Annotated in this window: 22 protein-coding genes; 2 read left to right on the plus strand and 20 right to left on the minus strand. The window is 42.9% G+C overall.

The window, feature by feature from the left end:
* Window positions 1–266: 266 nt before the first annotated feature.
* From IM462_RS15435 to IM462_RS15450, 4 genes are all read right to left on the minus strand, one after another.
* On the minus strand, window positions 267–1106 hold the full coding sequence (locus IM462_RS15435; protein WP_194017350.1) for a nitrate ABC transporter ATP-binding protein: 840 nt from the start codon (window positions 1104–1106) through the stop codon (window positions 267–269).
* 79 nt (window positions 1107–1185) lie between these two features.
* On the minus strand, window positions 1186–3204 hold the full coding sequence (locus IM462_RS15440; RefSeq protein ID WP_287703114.1) for an ABC transporter ATP-binding/substrate-binding protein: 2019 nt from the start codon (window positions 3202–3204) through the stop codon (window positions 1186–1188).
* A gap of 69 nt (window positions 3205–3273) precedes the next feature.
* Complete coding sequence (gene ntrB, locus IM462_RS15445; protein ID WP_287703116.1) at window positions 3274–4104, minus strand: nitrate ABC transporter permease; 831 nt, start codon at window positions 4102–4104, stop codon at window positions 3274–3276.
* 112 nt (window positions 4105–4216) lie between these two features.
* Window positions 4217–5575: a CmpA/NrtA family ABC transporter substrate-binding protein gene (locus IM462_RS15450; protein ID WP_287703118.1), complete on the minus strand. Its 1359-nt coding sequence runs from the start codon at window positions 5573–5575 to the stop codon at window positions 4217–4219.
* 396 nt (window positions 5576–5971) lie between these two features.
* On the opposite strand from IM462_RS15450, the gene IM462_RS15455 reads away from it, so the two are divergent.
* Window positions 5972–7057 (plus strand): molecular chaperone DnaJ, encoded by a 1086-nt coding sequence (locus IM462_RS15455; RefSeq protein ID WP_287703120.1) that lies wholly within the window; start codon window positions 5972–5974, stop codon window positions 7055–7057.
* 270 nt (window positions 7058–7327) lie between these two features.
* Here IM462_RS15455 and IM462_RS15460 read toward each other — a convergent pair whose 3' ends face one another.
* The 10 genes from IM462_RS15460 to IM462_RS15505 form a co-directional block, all read right to left on the minus strand.
* Window positions 7328–7726: a type II toxin-antitoxin system VapC family toxin gene (locus IM462_RS15460; RefSeq protein WP_287703122.1), complete on the minus strand. Its 399-nt coding sequence runs from the start codon at window positions 7724–7726 to the stop codon at window positions 7328–7330.
* Window positions 7726–7962, minus strand: coding sequence for a ribbon-helix-helix protein, CopG family (locus IM462_RS15465; protein ID WP_287703124.1), 237 nt, complete (start codon window positions 7960–7962; stop codon window positions 7726–7728). The genes IM462_RS15460 and IM462_RS15465 overlap by 1 nt, the downstream gene beginning before the upstream one ends.
* A 438-nt stretch (window positions 7963–8400) precedes the next feature.
* A complete protein-coding gene (locus IM462_RS15470) occupies window positions 8401–9798 on the minus strand; it encodes an SUMF1/EgtB/PvdO family nonheme iron enzyme (RefSeq protein WP_287715361.1) in 1398 nt (465 codons plus the stop codon).
* Window positions 9799–10147: 349 nt separating this feature from the next.
* Complete coding sequence (locus IM462_RS15475) at window positions 10148–10603, minus strand: NUDIX hydrolase (protein WP_287703128.1); 456 nt, start codon at window positions 10601–10603, stop codon at window positions 10148–10150.
* A gap of 195 nt (window positions 10604–10798) precedes the next feature.
* On the minus strand, window positions 10799–12187 hold the full coding sequence (gene argH, locus IM462_RS15480) for an argininosuccinate lyase (RefSeq protein ID WP_287703130.1): 1389 nt from the start codon (window positions 12185–12187) through the stop codon (window positions 10799–10801).
* Between the two features lie 169 nt (window positions 12188–12356).
* Window positions 12357–12560 carry a hypothetical protein gene (locus tag IM462_RS15485; protein ID WP_287703132.1) on the minus strand — a complete coding sequence of 68 codons (204 nt, stop codon included), beginning with the start codon at window positions 12558–12560 and terminating at the stop codon, window positions 12357–12359.
* Between the two features lie 106 nt (window positions 12561–12666).
* A complete protein-coding gene (locus tag IM462_RS15490) occupies window positions 12667–13278 on the minus strand; it encodes a class II aldolase/adducin family protein (protein WP_287703134.1) in 612 nt (203 codons plus the stop codon).
* Window positions 13275–13610, minus strand: a complete 336-nt coding sequence (locus IM462_RS15495; RefSeq protein WP_287703136.1) for a hypothetical protein — start codon at window positions 13608–13610, stop codon at window positions 13275–13277. Before IM462_RS15495 ends, IM462_RS15490 begins: the two co-directional genes overlap by 4 nt.
* Window positions 13611–13739: 129 nt before the next feature.
* On the minus strand, window positions 13740–14060 hold the full coding sequence (locus tag IM462_RS15500) for a hypothetical protein (protein WP_287715364.1): 321 nt from the start codon (window positions 14058–14060) through the stop codon (window positions 13740–13742).
* A 221-nt stretch (window positions 14061–14281) separates the two neighbouring features.
* Window positions 14282–15892: a glycosyltransferase family 39 protein gene (locus IM462_RS15505; protein WP_287703139.1), complete on the minus strand. Its 1611-nt coding sequence runs from the start codon at window positions 15890–15892 to the stop codon at window positions 14282–14284.
* Window positions 15893–16332: 440 nt separating this feature from the next.
* On the opposite strand from IM462_RS15505, the gene IM462_RS15510 reads away from it, so the two are divergent.
* Window positions 16333–16455 (plus strand): hypothetical protein, encoded by a 123-nt coding sequence (locus IM462_RS15510; RefSeq protein ID WP_287703141.1) that lies wholly within the window; start codon window positions 16333–16335, stop codon window positions 16453–16455.
* Between the two features lie 232 nt (window positions 16456–16687).
* On the opposite strand, the gene IM462_RS15515 is transcribed toward IM462_RS15510, so the two are convergent.
* The 6 genes from IM462_RS15515 to IM462_RS15540 form a co-directional block, all read right to left on the minus strand.
* Entirely contained in the window at window positions 16688–17182 is a 495-nt protein-coding gene (locus IM462_RS15515) for a GNAT family N-acetyltransferase (RefSeq protein ID WP_104396702.1), read from the minus strand.
* On the minus strand, window positions 17179–17469 hold the full coding sequence (locus IM462_RS15520; RefSeq protein ID WP_002799472.1) for a type II toxin-antitoxin system TacA family antitoxin: 291 nt from the start codon (window positions 17467–17469) through the stop codon (window positions 17179–17181). The genes IM462_RS15515 and IM462_RS15520 overlap by 4 nt, the downstream gene beginning before the upstream one ends.
* A 264-nt stretch (window positions 17470–17733) precedes the next feature.
* Window positions 17734–18006: a hypothetical protein gene (locus tag IM462_RS15525; RefSeq protein WP_002799473.1), complete on the minus strand. Its 273-nt coding sequence runs from the start codon at window positions 18004–18006 to the stop codon at window positions 17734–17736.
* Window positions 17984–18271, minus strand: a complete 288-nt coding sequence (locus IM462_RS15530) for a BrnT family toxin (RefSeq protein ID WP_072924714.1) — start codon at window positions 18269–18271, stop codon at window positions 17984–17986. The genes IM462_RS15525 and IM462_RS15530 overlap by 23 nt, the downstream gene beginning before the upstream one ends.
* Before the next feature lie 226 nt (window positions 18272–18497).
* Window positions 18498–18995, minus strand: a complete 498-nt coding sequence (locus IM462_RS15535) for an AidA/PixA family protein (RefSeq protein ID WP_002798101.1) — start codon at window positions 18993–18995, stop codon at window positions 18498–18500.
* A gap of 73 nt (window positions 18996–19068) precedes the next feature.
* Entirely contained in the window at window positions 19069–19479 is a 411-nt protein-coding gene (locus IM462_RS15540) for a DUF8788 domain-containing protein (RefSeq protein ID WP_002798103.1), read from the minus strand.
* Window positions 19480–19509: the final 30 nt, after the last annotated feature.

Genomic DNA, 19509 nt, shown 5'->3' on the forward strand with positions numbered 1-19509 from the left:
CCCTTGATCCCCCCTTGATAAGGGGGGTGCTGATCCCCCCTTGATCCCCCCTTGATAAGGGGGGTGCTGATCCCCCCTTGATCCCCCCTTGATAAGGGGAGTGCTGATCCCCCCTTGATCCCCCCTTAATAAGGGGGGTGTCTGACAATTTTTAAAATCTACCTACTTAGACATAATTTTACTTGAAGAAGGCTTCCCTAAAAAAAAAATCTAGGTGCGATCGCTATTAAGTCAACCGCACCCAAAACTAATACAAATGCTCGCATCTAGCTGACATCATCGTGAGCGAAACGATTATAAAGGAAGTCGAGGGCATAGTTACGCAGACGATAATATTCCGGATCCTCCATAATTCTCTCTCGATCGCGGGGACGGGGGAAATGAATATTCATCACTTCGCCGATTTTCGCTTCCGGTCCATTGGTCATCATTACCAGCTTATCAGCGAGGAAAAGGGCCTCATCGATATCGTGGGTAATCATCAACACCGTACAGCGTTTATCTTGCCAGATTTTCAGCAATTCTTCCTGTAATTCCTCTTTGGTAATCGCATCCAAGGCACCGAAAGGTTCATCGAGAATCAACACTTCTGGACGGATAGAAAGGGCCCGGGCGATCGAAACCCGTTGTTTCATCCCCCCGGAGATTTGGGGAGGGGTTTTGTCCATAGCTTCGGTTAAACCCACCATAGCTAAATGTTCGCGCACGATCGAGCGTTTTTGTGCTTCTGGGGCATTGGGAGACACCGCATCTACCGCGAGATAGACATTTTCAAAAACACTTAACCAAGGCAATAAAGCATAGTTTTGAAACACTACCATGCGATCGGGCCCGGGTTTAGTAATTTTCTTACCGTTAACTTTAACGATGCCATCGGTGGGAGAAGAAAAACCCGACACCATATTTAATAGGGTGGATTTACCGCAACCGGAGTGACCGATCACACAGATAAATTCACCTTCATTGATGTTGAGATTAACATCCTTGAGGACAGTGTAGGGGCCTCTAGGAGTGGGATAAACCTTAGAAACTCCTTCAATGGTAACAAAAGCTTCTTTACTGGGGGCCTGGGTTGCCCGGTTAACGGTGTCGGTGGTGGTGTACATGATTAGTCTTTGGCGGAAATTAGATAATAGGAGCAATGGCTAGGGATAATTGGCTAGGAATTATCCCCTTAGTCGATTTTTAGGCAATTTTGCGAGATTCACTGGCACTAGGACGAGCATCAATAGCCACTTCGGCCATGGTGATGTTTTGTTTGATCTCTAAACTATTGAGATAACCGATCGGATCCTCGGCATCAAACTCGATACCATCGAATAAAAGGATCGGTGTGCGACGATATTTAATATCCCCTAGACCCAATTCCCGGGCCGCGGTACTAAAGACACCCACCCGACAGACGCGTTCGAGAATTTCTACCCAGTTACGGGGGAAAGGAATGTGGCCCCAGCGCGCCATTTGGGTCATCATCCAGAGGTGTTCGGTACGACTGGGACGATTTACCCCTTCTCCATAGAACAGATGGTGTGCATATTCTTTCATCGGTTGATCGAGACTGCACGCGTAGGAGTTGGGATCACCCAGTTGGATATAATCGATATTGGTACTAAGGTACTGACGACTGGCGAGGATTTGGCGAATTTCTTCCTGATTCCCTTCCTCGGCACAGTAGCGACAACCTTCCAGTAGTGCTTTAACTAAAGCAACGTGGGTATTAGGGTATTTATTGGCCCAATCTTCCCGGACTCCCAGGGCCTTACCTGGGTGGCCCTGCCAGATTTCTAAGTCGGTGGCGACGGTGTAACCGATACCCTCCATGGCAGACCTGAGATTCCAAGGTTCACCGACACAGTAACCGTCAATACTACCGGTTTTCAGGTCGGCTACCATTTGGGCTGGGGGAATAGTTTCGAGGTGAACGTCTTTATCGGGGTCAATTCCCGCTGCCGCTAACCAGTAACGTAGGAGCAAATTGTGCATGGAGGAGGGGTGAACAATGCCAAAAATATGGCGCTGATCCCTCGATTCCAATAGCATCTGTCTTAAGGCGTTACCGTCAATCACTCCCTCGTCATAGAAGCGTTTAGCGAGGGTGACACCGTTACCGTTACGAGTCATCGTCAGGGCGCTGACAATCGGCAAAGGTTGCTCCTGATAACCACCGACGGTTAACCAGGTGGGCATTCCTGAAGGCATTTGCGCCCCGTCGAGGAATCCCCCCGCGATCCCATCCACAACGCCTCGCCAACTGGTTTCCCGGACTAAATTCACCTCATCTAGACCATGTTTAGTGAAGAATCCCTTTTCTTTGGCCACTGCTAGGGGCGCGCAAGCGGTGAGGGGAACAAAACCGATCTCTAGATTGACTTTTTCTAAACCGTGACGGGCAATCACTTCGACTTTGCGAGCGCGTAGTTTTTTGATCCGTTTTTGTTGGTTGAGGAAATAGATAATTTCACTCCGGAGACTGTAGTAACTGGGGTGTTCCACCACTTCCATGCGTTTGCGGGGACGGGGGATATCCACTTCCAAAATACCGCCAATTTTTGAGCCGGGGCCATTGGTGAGCATGACGATGCGATCGGATAATAGCACCGCTTCATCCACATCGTGCGTCACCATTACCGAGGTCATTTGGTATTCTTCGCACAGCTGCATTAACTGTTCCTGTAGATTACCTCTAGTCAGGGCATCTAACGCCCCAAAGGGTTCATCTAAAAGCAGGACTTTCGGGCGGATGGCTAGGGCGCGAGCGATCGCTACCCGTTGTTTCATCCCCCCCGATAATTCGTTGGGACGTTTATCCACTGCATGACGAAGATTGACCAGATCGATATATTTTTCGACTTCAGCTTTTCTTTCGTCTTCTGATAGTTGGGCGAGAACTTGATCGACGGCCAGAGTAATATTTTCTTTGACGGTTAACCAGGGTAAAAGGGAATAGTTTTGGAAGACTACCATGCGATCTGGCCCTGGTTTTTTAATGCTTTGACCTTGCAAAGTCACCACCCCTTCCGTGGGCAAATCTAAACCAGCGATCATGTTTAAGAGGGTGGATTTTCCGCAACCAGAGTGACCGATGAGGGAGATAAATTCTCCTTTTTTGATCTGTAAATCGATACCTTTTAAGGCCACATATTCACCGCCACCACTGAGGGGGAATACTTTATCAATGTTATCGACAGCGACAAACAAACTCATAGTTTTTTCTCCTTAAATTTGCTCAAGTTTCAGTTATTTAGAAATGGGGAAAGTTTCCCCATTGATTCCCTATTGACGAACGATTTGATTTTGCAACCAAGCCATAAAGCGATCGAGCAATAAACCCACACCACCGATATAAAACAGCGCGAGAATAATATCGCTGATGTAGTTATTTTGGTAGGCATCCCAGATAAAGAAACCGATACCGACGATACCCGACATAACGATTTCAGCCGCAATAATCGCTAACCAAGCTAAACCGATCGCAATTCTCAAACCAGTGAAGATGTAGGGAAGAGCCGAGGGAATTAATATCTTGAAAAAGAATTTTTTGCTGGACAATTGCAAGACTTGTTTAACGTTGATATAGTCTTGGGGAATTTGTTGGACACCGACGGTGGTATTAATCAAAATCGGCCAAACTGCGGTAATAAAGATAACGAATAAAGCGGCAGGTTGGTTTTGTTGTAAAGCGGCCAAAGATAGGGGAACCCAAGCAAGAGGAGGAACTGTTCTCAGGAATTGAAAAAGGGGATCGAGTGCCTTATTTAAGAAAGAATTTAAACCGACCATAATCCCAACTCCAATACCCACCACCGCAGCAAAAGAATAACCGATTAATACCCGTTGCAGACTGGCTAAAGTTTGCCAGAATAGTCCCTTATCAATGCCGCCACGATCAAAGAAAGGATACATTAAATAAGTACGAGTCCGTTCATTGGTGATTAGGTCGGATGGGGGGGGTAATTTGATTAATCCCACCATCGAGACTAATTGCCAAACAATCAGAAAACCCAAGGTACCGATAATGGGGGGAAGAATGTCTTGGGAATGCTTTTTCCAGAATTTACTGAAGTTGAAACCACCGTTACTTTTTCTGCTGACGCTACTTGCCATTTTGCCGTTTTCCTTTGTTGAAGATAAAGTTACTTGATTGGGAAGAGAAGAAAACACTTTTGGGATTAATAGACTAGATATTTTATGCCCCTAGCCTATCGGTAAAAGCTCGCTATTTTTTGATCGCCAAACTATCGAGATAAGCTTGGGGATTGGCAGGATCAAAAGTCTTGCCATCAAAGAATTTTTCGACACCGCGGGAGGTACTGGTGGGAATATCAGCTGCGGGAACTCCTAATTCTGTAGCTGCCGCTTTCCAAAGATCCTCGCGGTTAACTTTGTCGATTAAGGCGGAGGCAGTGGTTAAAGTTTCTTTCGGCAAGAAACCCCAACGAACACTTTCGGTTAAAAACCAGAGATCATGACTCTTGTAGGGATAGGAAACGCTACCGGCGGGATCTTTCCAGTAGAAAACCCCTTTATTTTTGTCGGTGATTTCCGGTTTACCGTCACCCATTTTCTGCATTCCTTTGAGGGGACTGGCGATAATTTCTTCTTTGAGGTTGAAATAAGCCGGTTTAGCGAGAATTGCCGCCGCTTCTGCCCGATTTGCCTCTTGATCGAGCCATTGCTGCGCCTCCATAATTCCTTTTAATAGTGCCTTAGTGGCTTTCGGGTTTTTATCCACCCAATCGGCGCGGATAGCGAGGTATTCTTCCGGGTGATAAGGCCAGATTTCTGCGGTTAAAGCTGACATAAAACCGATCTGATCAGCCACAATTCTCGCCGGCCAAGGATCGCCGGTACTAAACGCATCCATGGTTCCCGTTTTCATGTTGGCCACGGTTTGGGCGGCAGGAACCGCAATTAGATTAATATCCGTATCGGGGTTAATACCACCGGCGGCTAACCAATAACGAATCCAGAAGTCTTGATTAGCTTTCGGGAAAGTATAGGCGGCTTTGAAGGGAGTTCCCGTCGTTTTCATGCCGAGGATGTAATCTTTGGCGGGTTTTAGGTCTAAACCGATATTTTTGCCCTCGTGTTTACCCGCGATCGCAATTCCGTTACCCTGGGTGTTTAACTGCGCCAACACATACATGGGGACTTTAACGTTATTTTTGGTGATTAGTCCCTCGGAAATCAGGTAAGGCATGGGCATTTGCCACTGTCCTCCGTCAATTCCGCCCGCATCTGCCCCAATTTCGACGTTATCTCTAGCGGATCCCCAGTTTGCTTGTTTGGAGACTTCCACATCGGGCATCCCGTGTTTAGCAAAAAAGCCTTTTTCCTTGGCAATAATTAAGGGTGCTGATTCAACAATCGGGATATAACCTAATTTAATTTTGGTGGTTTCGGGGGCCTCTCCGGGGGCTACCGCTACGGGAGAAGCAACCGGGGAAGCGGGCGCGGTGGTGGTGGTTCCACCCGTAGTGTCGGGGGGATTACCCAAACAACCTTTGAGGACAACGGCCCCTGCCGCTGAAACTGCCGCCGTGGTTAAAAATTTCCGTCTCGAAAAATTTGACATAGAATCTCCTGCCTGCTGCTAAAGCAAGTATGTGTGCTGAATTATGGGTAAAGGAATCCCTCGCTAAACTTCCCTTCTAGCCCGTGCTATAGAAATTTAGCTATGGAATATTGAATCTCGATTGAACTTACTAAATAAGTCTAGCGGAATTTGGAAAAAATAATTAATCTGATCGAGAATTTTATTTACAAAAATTTAATTCGATTGATAAGAATTAATTAAGACCATTGATATATCTAGCTTCTAGCCACTTAAAAAGGTTTCCGTAGGGCGCTGGAGCAGGGGTGATGGGGTGATGGGAGTAGGGAGAAACAACAAAATGAGCCAAGGGTGAGTTTTACGAATGCGGCTCCTTCCGGCTTGGTAGAATGGACAATATGCTTTCACCCCAAAGTAATGACCAGATCTAAAAAGCCGAAATCACTGAACTCCTCTGATTCGCCTACCTCTCCTTCCTTGGCTCTCTCTTCCCTACATTTTCGTCTCCAAGCTTTAGAGGAGGAGCATCAGTGGCTCCTCAAGCAGATTGGCAGAAAACGCACCGAACTGAAGAAATTCCTCGACCAGATGCGTTCCCTGGCGACGGAGATTTTCCAGAGAGGGCAACCCCTCTATGAAAAACTTACCGACCTCGACCGCGAAATACACGCCCTTTTTGACGAAATCCTCACTGCTAGAAAAATGGGGCAGCAGACAAAGAAAAGCATTCTCGGAATTTACGAGACACTTCAGTTAACGGGGGTGATTAGCCCAAAATTTGACGATGGAGATGAAGAACTAGACGAACTTTTCGGAGACGAAGAACCAGAAGGAGCATCGGAGCAATCCGCGCAGGATTTCTTCTCTGGGGGAGACTCCTATGGCCGTCACGATGATGGAACAGAGATATCACCTGAAAGCTCGCCTAAATCTCCTGAATCTAGACAAATACGCCGCACTTTCCTGAGAATGGCCGAGATTTTTCACCCCGACAAGGTTACGGATCCCGAAACTCGGATGCGTCACAATGAGATCATGAAGGAAGTCAACCTTGCCTATAAAGAGGGAGATATTGCCAGACTGCTGGAAATCGAACGACAGCATCAAATGGGGGACTCTTTCGCGGTTGAAGGCTCATCGGAAAGCGACCTTAAACGACAGTGCGAGAAGGTTGAAACCAATAACGAACTACTTAAAAAGCAATACGAGAACCTGAAAAGAGAACTGCGCTCGGTGCGAAATACCCCGGAAGGCGAGATGGTGAGGGCCAGTCGCGCTTGTGAGAAGGATGGCATCGACCCGATTGAGCAAATGCTAGAGGAGATGAAATTACAAGTTCAATCCACCGAAAAAGTCTATAATTTTGTCCGTGACTTCCGCGATAAAAAGATAACGGTTAAAGAGTTTCTGCGCGGACCGGCCAGGAATATGGGCAGCAGTCCGGAAGAGATGGAAGACATTCTTGAGCAACTTCTGGAGCAACTTCGCAGAATCAGCCGTTAAAGAGAGAAAGCCAATATTTAGGGTATGCAGCAAAAAGTTTCTTGTGGGGGCCGGGTGTGGGGTTTTACCGATTTTGAGGACGTTCGGCGAGCTCAGTCGAGCCGGGGTCAATTACCTAATTTTCAGGGAAAAAGTCCCTGAATTTTCCCCCCAATCACTCCAATGGTCGGCACTTTTTGAGGGAAAAAAAGTCTAAAAACTTTATCCAACAAGGTTTTTAGATTTATTCAGCAAACCCTATATATTCTCGAATTAGTTAGGCGATTAGCTTTAACGCCAATTCTCCCACGATAATCCTTGAATACGAGCAAATTCTTGGGGATTGGCCGTAATTAATTTAAGATTATGAGTAATCGCCGTTGCACCGATTAACAGATCGTAAGCACCAATGGGAGTGCCGGATTGTTTGAGAGCTGCTCTAATTTGAGCGGCGCAAATCGCTTCTTGATTGCCAAAGGCAAGAATTGAGATAGAATCAAGAAATTCGTCAAGAATGGGTCTTATTTTCTTTGCCTTCGCTGGGTTAAGAAATAGTCCATATTCGATTTCCATTAAAGTTATCGCAGAAACGGCAATTTCCCTAGGAGAGTGATTTTTGATCTGCACTAGAGTGTTGCTATCACCTTTGACAAAATCACTAATCGTACAAGTATCGAGCAAAACCAGCACTAAATCACCTCATCTTCTCTAGGTGGGGAAAGTTCCTCTCTATAAGCTTCAAAAACAATACCATCACTTATACCTTGAAAATTAAGGATAGTTGACGACCATTGAGACTGTTCTTTTGTGGTAATTAAAAGCTGTATTGCTTCTCGAATCAAAGCATTCTGGGATTTGCCTGTAGAGCGAGATAAAGCCTGTAGTTGCTGACTTAATTCATCTTCCAGATAAAGGTTGAAGTTCATAACTTAAATTAAGCAAATAAGTAGCTGGTTATAATTAAATGAAAAATGGACTGTAGGTTCGATCCCCCCTGCCCCCCTTGATAAGGGGGGTGCCGGTAGGCGGGGGGATCCCCCTTGATAAGGGGGCATCTGATAATTTTTAACGCCTACCTACTTATCAATTAACTTTATTATAACAGGATAACTTCTTTCTTTTCTGGGCTGAGATATTTATCAGCGTTTACTATTCTAATAGCAAACTGACCAGCTTTTTGAGCAACTTTACTACCCATAATATAACACCACCTTCCCAACTGATAACCGATAATTCTTTCATTGCCTTAATAAAATTTAACATTAACGCCATTTTCTCAAAAAAATCGACCCGCCTAAGGGCGGGAAAGAAAAGAAAAGAGAAAAAATAGGGAATGAGGGTAAAAGGGGAAAAAGGGAAAAGGGTTAGAGAGTTCTCCCGAATACGCAGACTACCCGAAAACCGATATAGATGTCGCGGTCGGCGCGGCGGTAGTCGTAGCTGCGAATCGCGGAACGGCAGCTATCAGGAATGTTGCCCCAGGAACCGCCCCGCAGAGAAGAATGATTATCATTACCATTTTCTGTCCAGACACTGCCATCCCTCGGCGCACCATCATAATTATCGTGCCAAGTATCGGCACACCATTCCCAGACATTGCCGTGCATATCGTAGAGTCCGAAGGCATTGGGGGGAAACTGTCCCACGGGAGTCGTTTGTTGTCGATATTCTCCCTTCGCTTCTTCTGCGTAGGTTTCGCTGGCACGGTAGTTGGCAAATTTCCCCGTAATGGTTTCCCCAAAGTAAAATGGGGTGGTGGTTCCAGCACGACAAGCGTATTCCCATTCCGCTTCACTCGGTAGCCGATACTCCCGTTTTGTTTCCCTTGATAGTCGTTTACAGAATTCCCTTGCTTCATACCAGTTGACACTTTCTACGGGTAGCTCATCCCCTTTGAAGTTAGAAGGGTTTGTCTCCAGGTCGATGTCTATTTTAGCGGTTGCGGCGATCGCTTTCCACTGGGCCTGGGTGATGGGATATTTACCTATAAAGAAGGGTGGGACAGTTACTTGATGTTGTGGTCTTTCCCGTCTAAATCCTTCCCAACCAAATTTTTTCACCAGTTTTTCGATTTCCTCGTCTTCTGTTCCCATCAGGAAAGTTCCCCCCGGGATGGCGACCATTTCTAAGGTGATGTCGTTGCCCAGATCTTCGCTGAAATATTGGGACTGTTTCGACTCTTTTTTGATTTCCTCACCCTTCGCATTTACTCGCACGATCTCAAAGTTAAATACTGATAACAGTTGTTTTGGCTCTTCTGGAACGATTACCGGTTTTTTTGGCTCTTCTGGAACGATTACTGGTTGTTTTAGCTCTTCTGGTTCAAGCTTGAACTGATAGGTAATTGCTCTTTCTAGTTGCTCAAATCCGTTTTCTTTCCAATAATCAAGCCGGTGAATATCTCGCAGATTCAAGCCAACTTCTGCACTTCGCAGATCAGGAATTTCGCATTCTTCTAACCTCATAGGAATAAAAAAAATTGTCCCCGGTAGCATCTGTCCCAAGGTATCAAGTGCAATCCTCAACTCCCGTTGGATGTATCCCTGTTTAGCCGATTTCGCTGACAGACAGGCGAGAAAAATCTGACTAGCTTTAATCGCTTTCGGAATTTCATCTCGCCAAATTTGACCCGGAATAAGGTCTTCTTCATCCAACCAAGGTTTATACCCCGCTTGCTTGAGGCGGTTATACAGTGCCAAAACTGCTGGTTTATCCTCACTAGCGTGAGCTAGGAAAATTTGGATCTCTGACTTCTTCTTCACTTTGGTTTCTACCAGTGTAGTCGCTACTGATTTACTAGGTAACTTAGCAGATTCTAGGGGTTAGAGGTTTGGTCTGGTGAGGAACTAGGGGAATTCCGATAGAGATTTGTGGTTTGCCCATAATAAGCACATTTTTTCCGCCGCCATGCTACCAAATCCATAGCCAAGTATCAACCTTCCAGTTATTTGGCTCTTCTAGGTTCTGTGTGATCAGTTTAACTTACAATATGATCGATCAATCTTTGTGTCCTTTGTGTTTTTGTGGTTCGTTCCACTCACTCGCCAGCAGGACTGTATCCTAGAATACATTTTACCCACCAAACCTGGGAGAGCCGATACTAGAAAAAAATCAAGCCACTACAGTGGCACCCTTGAGATAATCTTCTAGTTGGCGACCATTATCGTGACTGAGATTGCCTAGAGGTAAAGTTTCGACGCTAAAAGCTCTCACCTCGCTAACTTCTAATGTATCTTTGATCTGAAAATTCCCCGCAGCTGTCACTTCAATTAACACTGAAATGGAGTGAATACGCGGATCACGCTCAAAAGAGGAATAAACCCCGACTAAACGCCCTAAACTGACTAAATTTAATCCTGTTTCCTCTTTTAATTCCCTTTGAGCACTATTAAAAATATCTTCCCCCCAATCGACCATTCCCCCCGGTAGGGCCCATTTGCCGGTGTCTCTGCGTCGGATTAAAACAATTGTACCATCAGCAAGCAGCGGAATTATTGTCACCCCAGTTACAGGATGACGAAAGATAATTCCCATCACACTTTTAATAAAATGCCAAACACGACCCATATATAAGCTGTTCGTAATTTAAATTGCTTGTTGAGACGAGGCAAAAGGCAAAAGGCAAAAGTAAAAGGATTGGGGGAGGTTCCGCTAATTGTCAGAAGAAAGAGGTTTCCTTCCCTACACCCCACACCCCACACCCTACACCCTCTTTCAAGTCAGGACTTTTGCCTAACACCTATCCCCCAACCCCTAACAATATCAATCATGATCGAGAATGGCTTTAGCTTGAATTAAAGCCGATCGCACTTGTTCAAAACCTGTGCCACCATAGCTATTACGGGCCGCCACCACCTGACGAGGAGCGATCGCGTCGTAGATATCGGCCTCAAAAGCTGGATGTAATTCTTGCCATTCCGTCAGGGTTAAATCTTTTAATAACTTACCCGCTGCCAAACTGCTTTTAACCACTTTCCCGACTAAATTATAAGCTTCTCGGAAGGGAATTCCCTTACTGGCTAAATAATCCGCCACATCCGTCGCATTAGAAAAATCTTCCGCCACCGCGTTAGCTAATCGGTCGGTTTTAAATTGAATCCCGGTGGCTAAAAGTACCGTCATCGCTTGCAAACAAATCCGCACGGTTTTAACGCCATCAAATAACGCCTCCTTGTCCTCCTGCAAGTCTTTGTTATAGGCTAGGGGTAAACCCTTCATTAAGGTCAATAACGCTTGTAAATGCCCAAAAACCCGCCCTGTTTTGCCGCGCACTAATTCGGGAACATCGGGATTTTTTTTCTGGGGCATAATGCTAGATCCCGTGGCACAAGTATCGGTGAGAGTGATAAAACTAAATTCTTGGGAAGACCAGAGAATCATTTCTTCGCTCAAACGGCTCAGGTGGACCATAATCAGACTAGCGGCCGTCATAAATTCAATAGCAAAATCTCGATCGCTGACTCCATCGAGACTATTGTTATACACCTGCTCAAAATCGAGTAAATTGGCGCTGTAATGACGATCAATCGGAAAAGTCGTCCCTGCTAAAGCGCCACATCCTAGGGGCGAAATATTAGTCCTGGCGCGAATTTGCCCTAATCTTTGGTGATCCCGTTCGGCCATTTGAAAATAAGCGAGGAGATGATGGGCTAAACTAATCGGTTGAGCGCGCTGTAGGTGGGTGTAACCGGGGATCAGGGTTTCGAGATGGTTTTCAGCGTGATTGACTAAAGCTTGCTGAAAATTGCGAATTTCTTGCCTAATATCATCAATTTGTTGTCTAAGATACAGACGTATATCCGTTCCTACCTGATCATTTCGCGAACGGGCCGTGTGCAGTTTTTTGCCCACATCTCCCACAATTTCGGTTAAACGGCGTTCTACGGCAAAATGCACGTCCTCTTGATCGATGCCGGGGTTAAAGTTGCCGGTGCGGTATTCTTGACGAATTTGTTCCAATCCAGAGACGAGACTATCTGCTTCTTCGGGGCTGATAATACCCGTATAGGCGAGCATTTTAGCGTGAGCGATCGATCCGGTGAGATCATACTCGATTAATTCGATATCAAAGCCAATACTGGCGTTAAATTCTACGATCGTAGGATGGAGACTACCTTCAAAGCGATCGCTCCAAGTTTTCTTTGCTGTCACTGTTTTCGTTAGATGATTGTGGATAAAGTTAACCAAAATATGCTGGACAATTTTGGGGAATAATCCGGCGCTGATAGCATTACCGCTTCAGGTTAGAAAAATCTCCAACCCTACAAACATAAGAATAGCAAGAATTGCTCGCTCTGGCTGAATGCCCATAGGCGAAAAGCTAATAAGAAGTAAAACCTCGAAACATATAACCGGCAATGAAACCGATTAATAGGGCCAATGCTTGCCCAGTTTTGACGAAATTTGAGAAGGATTTCTGAACATTGCCGATGATATCCACGTCTTGCTCGGAAATAGTCATCAAGACATTGGTAAGAGGCGAAAAGTCGATCGAGACAGATAGATGATGGAAGATGTTGATCACGATGGCATTCCTTAAAAACGAAAATCTACAGAATAAGTTAACATAAAAACGACTAAATCAAAACCACTTTTGTCTCCCCGGCGGTGAGTTGGAAAGGAGGTCACTTTCAAGATGATTGAGATTGCTGGTAATAGGATAATAATAATTTGCCCGCTTTTGCTAAATTTTGCCCAAAGGCGATAATTCCTTCTTCATGACCACTCATCACTAAAATTTGTTGCTCCTCTAGACGCTCTTCTTGACATAAACGGATAATTTCTGCGGCCATTTCTGGGGTTCCATAGGCGATATTTTCTTGAGTGGTCGGCACTCGATACATCAAATTTTGCCACAGGGGGCGATGATGAATATGAATCACCCCATTGATCTGGGGATTCGCTTCATAAATTGCTCCATGGGTGAGAGTTTCCGAAGAAGCGGCGATTGTTCCCCGACAAGTGACCCGATTTTCTCTCCAATCGTAGTCTATAACTGTGGTGTAATGGGATTCATTTAATACTGGGATTCCCCCAGTGTTAGTGCCAGAAATAATGATTTCTTTGTCTATTTTCCCTCGTTGACTCACATTCCCAAAACCGATTCCGTTATCGTATTGACCGATTAATCCCAGTCGATAGAGCCGATTGCGCCAATAATTTAATTCTGCAATCTCTGAGCTTGCTAAGGGACGGTCAGTAATCCAAGTACAATTGTATTTGACGTAGCCTTCGTCAATCATAGATTTTTCTGAAAATATTCAGGATAATTTTGACAAACTTTCTGCACAAAGTCCTGGAGAGGATAGGAAATATTGGCGATATAATTATCTTTAATTGCTTGAGAAAATAGGGGTAAAACTTCCGTATCTAAGGCGGGTTTAAATAACTTAATCGGCAGGATTAAATCGGAACATTCCCGCACATCAATGGTCTCAAAATTATCGGCTATAATTAACCAAAGAGGACGCACCCAAAGAGCCGAACGACTTTCGATAACCTGAATTACTTCTCCGTATAAAGTTCGATTTTTGCAGAATAAACTAACAATTTGATGGGGAGTAAATGTGTTCATAGACAATTCTAGTTTTCCTCGATACTATAGCAGTTATCTTAATGGTGAAGTACAAAGTTTTTCTTTTCGGGAACGACGGAACTGCGGAACAGTTTAGTGATCACATTGTAAAAGGATAAACCTCTTAGCTTATTTTGATTTCCCAACCTTTGTTTCTGCCACTTTTTGGTCAAAAAAGCCCAAGACTCTTTTATAGCAAGACTTACACCGATATTCAGCCAACTCTTGATAGAAGCTCAAATCACCCAAACCGAGGAAATACCCATGAAATCCTGGGGTTGCTGATTTGAGATAGGAATCTTCTTGTCTGGGATTTTTAAAACCTAGACCCAAACTAACTTTTGCACGGGAACCCGCACAGTTGGCATTCATATTTTGATTCAGCAACGCCCAAAATTTTTCAAATTTGACGCTTCCACCATTATAGCTTGTTTCAGGGGAGAAAACCATCAAAAACATGGCTACAGAAGGAATCGCTGACTCTAGAGATTAATGACATCATCTGTGTTAATAAGGTTAGCGATCACTATACAGCCAACTCTACGGAATCGCTCTAGTCTAGATACAGCCAACGGTACAGCCATTTTCAAGGGGAAAGTGTACCCAGTGGCGGCTTGTCAATCAAGGTTTTGTTAATTTTTTAGCATTCATGTATTGGGCAAATCCAGACCCTACTTAGTTATTTTATAAAGCCAATATCGCTTTTTATCCTTATCACTGACTATAAGCTGAGTATTGTAACCATTAGTCTCGATTTGCTGAATTAATTGATCAGAGGGGATGTATAGAAATATATTGTCAAATTTACTACCTATTTGCTCTAATTTAGATAGTTTTTCTTCTAGTTCCTTTTGATTTTCCCCATAGACAACCTGTAGATAAACATCTGAATTTAGTAAGTGAGTTAAAGCCAGAACTCGATGGTACATATCATCAGTAATTACTAAGACATTAGGTGATTTGTTAATTACTTCAGCAATCTGTAAGTTCATAATAGGTACAATTCCTTGAGTTCTTCCCGTAGGAGATTTAGCAATAGCCAGAGAGGAAAATATTCCTAGAGAAATTATGGCTATGCTGATCAATTGCCATAACCTTCTTTTGAGAGGCTTTTCAACACCATGAAAAGCTTTGGAAGCAAGTAAATAAGCAACAGACAGACTAACCCCTATATAACTTGGAGTAAGATAGCGAGAGTATATAGTTCTTCTACCACCTTGCAAAAAGTCGGGAATAATCTGGGATAGACCAGGTATGATAACTAATAGAGCTATAAATAAGAAAGTATGAAATGGAGCCTTGCGATACATAAACCAAAAGGAATATATAATGATAATAAATATTAGATATGGTAAGGGGTTTTTAAAATTGAACTGGTTGTTAAAATCCACTAAAACTGTGGATGTATTAAAAATAATTGTTAATATTCTTTCAAAGACACTAATTTGAAAGTTAGTCATCCAGCCTAGCGCAGATGTGAGTTTGCTCCAATTGATAATAATAAATAAAGCCCAAGGAAGAAAGGAAACAAATAAAATGGTAGAAGCCAGTATATGGTTTAGTATTAATTTATTAAACTTAAATTTTTGAGTAACAATTACATAAACTGTTTGTGCAAAATAGACAAAGATAAAATTAACGTGTGAATAAATACCTAATGCAAGAGTTAATCCATAACCTAACCAGTTAAAATTATTGTTACTTCTCAGGCTGCGTAGTAGTGCCAAACTAGATAATATAATTGCTAATGAAAATAGACTATAGAAACGAATTTCCTGAGAATTAATCATATGGAAAGGAGAAACAGCAATTAAGCAAACTGTCATCCAACCTACTATACTTGATGAAAATAATTCTAAAGATAACCAGTAAACCACAGGTAATAGTAATAAGCCTATCAACACAGATAAACCGCGAGTCACTAGAACCGAATTACCCCAAAATTTCATCCAGTAGCGAAGTAGGATAAAGTAAAGAGGCGGATTGGAATCTTGTTTAGTTACGGCGTAAATAGTATCTTTGTCAGTTTTCTCACTGGCAAAGTCTTGATACTTGTTTAGGTCTTTAACAGTAAGAATTTGTCCATTAAAAGATTGAGAGATAAGCTCTTGGCTGGTATATCCTGAAGAACTAAGCAGCGTTCTTACCTCGTCTGTTGTGTAGGGTTTTTGGGATAATTCAAAAAACCTCAAAAAAATACTTAGTGAAAGAATGACGATGATTAGTAATACATTTATGCTAAAATGTTTTTTTGTTCTTAGAGATTGAGGTTTTAAACTCATATGTTGGCTCCTCTCGACTTTGTGTGATAATTTTTGCTTATAGAATCGTGAAATGCTTATCGGGCAAAACTTTTAGGGCTATTTGGCGGAAGAAACTGTCAGTACCAGAAGAGCCTCATGTTGATTTACTTACTCTTATTTATACTGAGTTGACAGTGATCCTAGCATATACTAACTCCTAAAGCGTAACCGTTCAGGAGGGTAAAGGTATGATGGCATGAAAGCTATGGATGAGAAGCACTTAAGAGAGAAATACGGAATAGACGACGATGATTGGGAAAGAACTTCAGGGCGAGCGCCGCATCGTTTTGTAGATTGAGACCTCGGAACGAAACCCAACACCCAACACCTAAATCTGTCTGAATGAGCGCTCGCTATTCCCCTCCTCCCATTGCTTTTTGTTGGGTTTCCTTGGGTCAACCCAACCGACGACAATTGTTATGATTACTGTAGTCCGTAGTCGTGGTCTTTTATATGCTGGATTAAAACAAACCGAAAAGGCAAAAATTAATCTACAACAAGCAGCCATATTATTCTGTTGGCGGAATAATATGGCTGCTTAGGAAAAAGTGATGCAACTTTTACGGTAATTAGGGAGGTGACAAATGATAAAAACACCTGTTGATTTATAGCGTTGGGTTTCGTTGCCTCAATCCAACCTACCCTCGTCGGCGATCGCACTGTGTTTGTTAACTCTCGTCGTTATTTAGTCCCAGAATCTTAGTTATTCTGGACTTAAACGTACCTGTAGGGGCAAACCCCCTGTGGTTGACCCCGTGTTGCCCCTGTAGCGCACTAAGCAATACAAGCGCGTAAATCATTAAGAGTAATCATCAACGTCATCGGTTCAAGAGGAGACACATCAAAACCTAAAGCCAAATAAAAATTCTTAGCTTCTTCTGAAATAGCATGAACAATAATTCCCCGAATACCAATGGTATCAGCCGCTTTAACAACCCGTAGCGCACCATCACGAAATAAACCGCATCCTAAACCTTGACCTTGGTAAGAAGTATCTACTGCCAATCGTGCCAAAATTACCACTGGAATTGGGTTAGGCATATTCCGCCGAAATTTACCATTAGCTGATTGTATACTAATCGCCCCGGAAGCAAAGGCGTAATACCCAACTACCCTATTGTCAACGCAGGTAACAAAAGTTCTAGTTGCACCACTGGCTTGATTAGCATAAGCTCGACGCTTCAACCAATCATCAAGAGAAGTAATTCCGCAGGAAAAATCAGTGATTGAGTGATAACTAGCCAGAGGTTCAGGTGGTGTCAAATTCATTCCTTCTCCCAAGGTGCGAGCGTCTGCATGGTTTTGCGTAAACGTTCATTAGGTTGAGGTGGTGCATCTAGAAGTGCGATAAATTCTGCATAAGCCTCTGGACTAGCCAAAAAAATAGTACGTTCGAGCAAAGTTTCCTCCGCAGCATTCCGCGCGGCTTCCAAAATAAAATCAGTTCTATTCTTACCTTGCACTTTGGCTGCCATATCGATCAAATTGCGTTCTTCTGGCTTAATTCGCAAATTTAGGGTATTACGCGGAGTCTTACTTTTTGTTTTACTACTCATAAGATGGGTGTGTAATTCCAAACTTAATTATTTTAACATAATGTAGTGACAACGACATTACACTATGTACGATACGATACCAGGATTTTTCAGAGAGATGAGCATCATTTGATGAAAGTCTAGGCTTCAAACCTTTCCATTATAACTGATAGGTAAAAGGTATGTCACCGCAGTAACACACCTTAAATACTGTTGGGTTTCGTTGTTTTAATCCAATCGAGAAGAAGGGGCGTGCTGCTATGCAGTGCCGTAGGCATCGCACTATTATTGAGGAATTAATTTAATTAAACTTCTTAAAGTAGCATTAACGGATTCCGAATTAGGAAAATACTTTTTAACATCAGGATCAAGAATAATTACATCATTTTGCGCTGGAAAATGTTCAACCGTTTTTGTTCCATCTTCATGATGAATAGTAACGCTATGACCTTCCCGATACTGTTGGTAATATTTTCCGCGAACAGGATTTTTAAGTTGACTTAAATCATATTCTTCTCGCAAGTCATCTTCTAATTCATCTTGGATTTTCTCGTTCATAATATCTCCTTTCTTTGGGTGTAACTAATCTTGCACTAATTAAACGAATTTTATGATCACGATCCGTATAAGAAACAAATAGAAATTTACCTTGATCTGATAAACCTATTATAAGATAGCGATTCTCCCCTGTAGAATGGTCAGGATCATCGAAATTTACAGCTAAGGGATCATCAAATACGGTGGATGCTTCTTCAAAAGAAATGTTATGTTTTCTTTGATTTATTTTTGCTTTCTGTTTATCCCATTCAAATGCTAGTTCCAAATCATTGCCACTTTGTCAACTGAAATATCCCGCATTGTAGCATATCCTGAGGGCGGAATAACAATTTTTCCTGTGCGATCGCGTCTTGCCAAAGTTTGATTAATAGAGAGATATATAAGCGATCGCCGCTGATAGTAAAAGGTGTGTCACCGCAGTAACACACCTTTATTAGTGTTGATTTTCGTTGTTTCAACCTAATCGAGAAGAAGGGGCGATCACATTTTAGTTATTGGGCTGTAATAAATGGATCCCAGTTAATGAAATAAGAAACAGGTTGAAGTTGACCAACTGTCACTTTGATCTGTATCTGATAGGTTTGTGATCCTGTATTTAACGCTTGTCCAATCCAATAGCTGCCATCAGGTTCTTTATTAGGAGAAGGCTGTTTTCGGGGTTGACCAGCAGCAGTAAAAACATTTCCCTGAGATACTGTAAACCCAGTAATAATAACTTGATCTCCTGATGCTCCTTCACCATTAATTGGTACTGTATTAAAGCCGATTAAGCTACCCACAGGACACTTAGTATGTAATTCTAGTGTTCCTTCCCCAGAGCTACCGTTAGCTACCATATTGTCCATCATATAAATACCTTGATTAATATTTCGACCTTGCTGTGCAGCAACATAGGCTGTGTCAACAGCAATCGTAATCGCCGTTGTCGGATTAAATTGTGGTTTCTCGGCTACGCGAATAACAGTACGATCTGGATGTAAAGTAATCATGGTTTGTCTCTCTGGTTTAATTGTGTTGATTAGAATTGAATGCCCAAAGTTTTTGAAACCCCATGCGGAATGTTTAGGAGTGCACTGACAGAGTTGGATTAACAGTCGTGGTAATTCCTACACCTTTTTCAGCATTGAAGGTTATTGAATACTGAGCCTCTCCATTAGCTTGTACTTGTCCAGTCCAAATATTAGGCTGATATTGTTGCGGCGTACCTCCCGCTCCAAAAACACTTGCATTTGAAAGATTGGCAATGCTAAGTTGAACATCAGAGTTAATGTTAGTATTTAGAATTGTCCAACAAATTTTGCTGTTAGTTGTAGCATTAGTTTTAAGAAAGGTTGTTCCTTCTTGTGAACTGCCATTGTTGTGATTGCTATCTACTAGATAGACACCTTTTGTAGAGCCGTTTTGAAGAGCATTGGTATCCACCCAAATTTGAATAAAAATGCTACACTCGCTAGGTTGAATTGTATTAGCCATTATTTTTACCTCTTGTGTTGTTTTTGTTGA

Source organism: Microcystis sp. M144S2, assembly GCF_020246065.1.
GTDB classification, from domain to species: Bacteria; Cyanobacteriota; Cyanobacteriia; order Cyanobacteriales; family Microcystaceae; genus Microcystis; species Microcystis ichthyoblabe_A.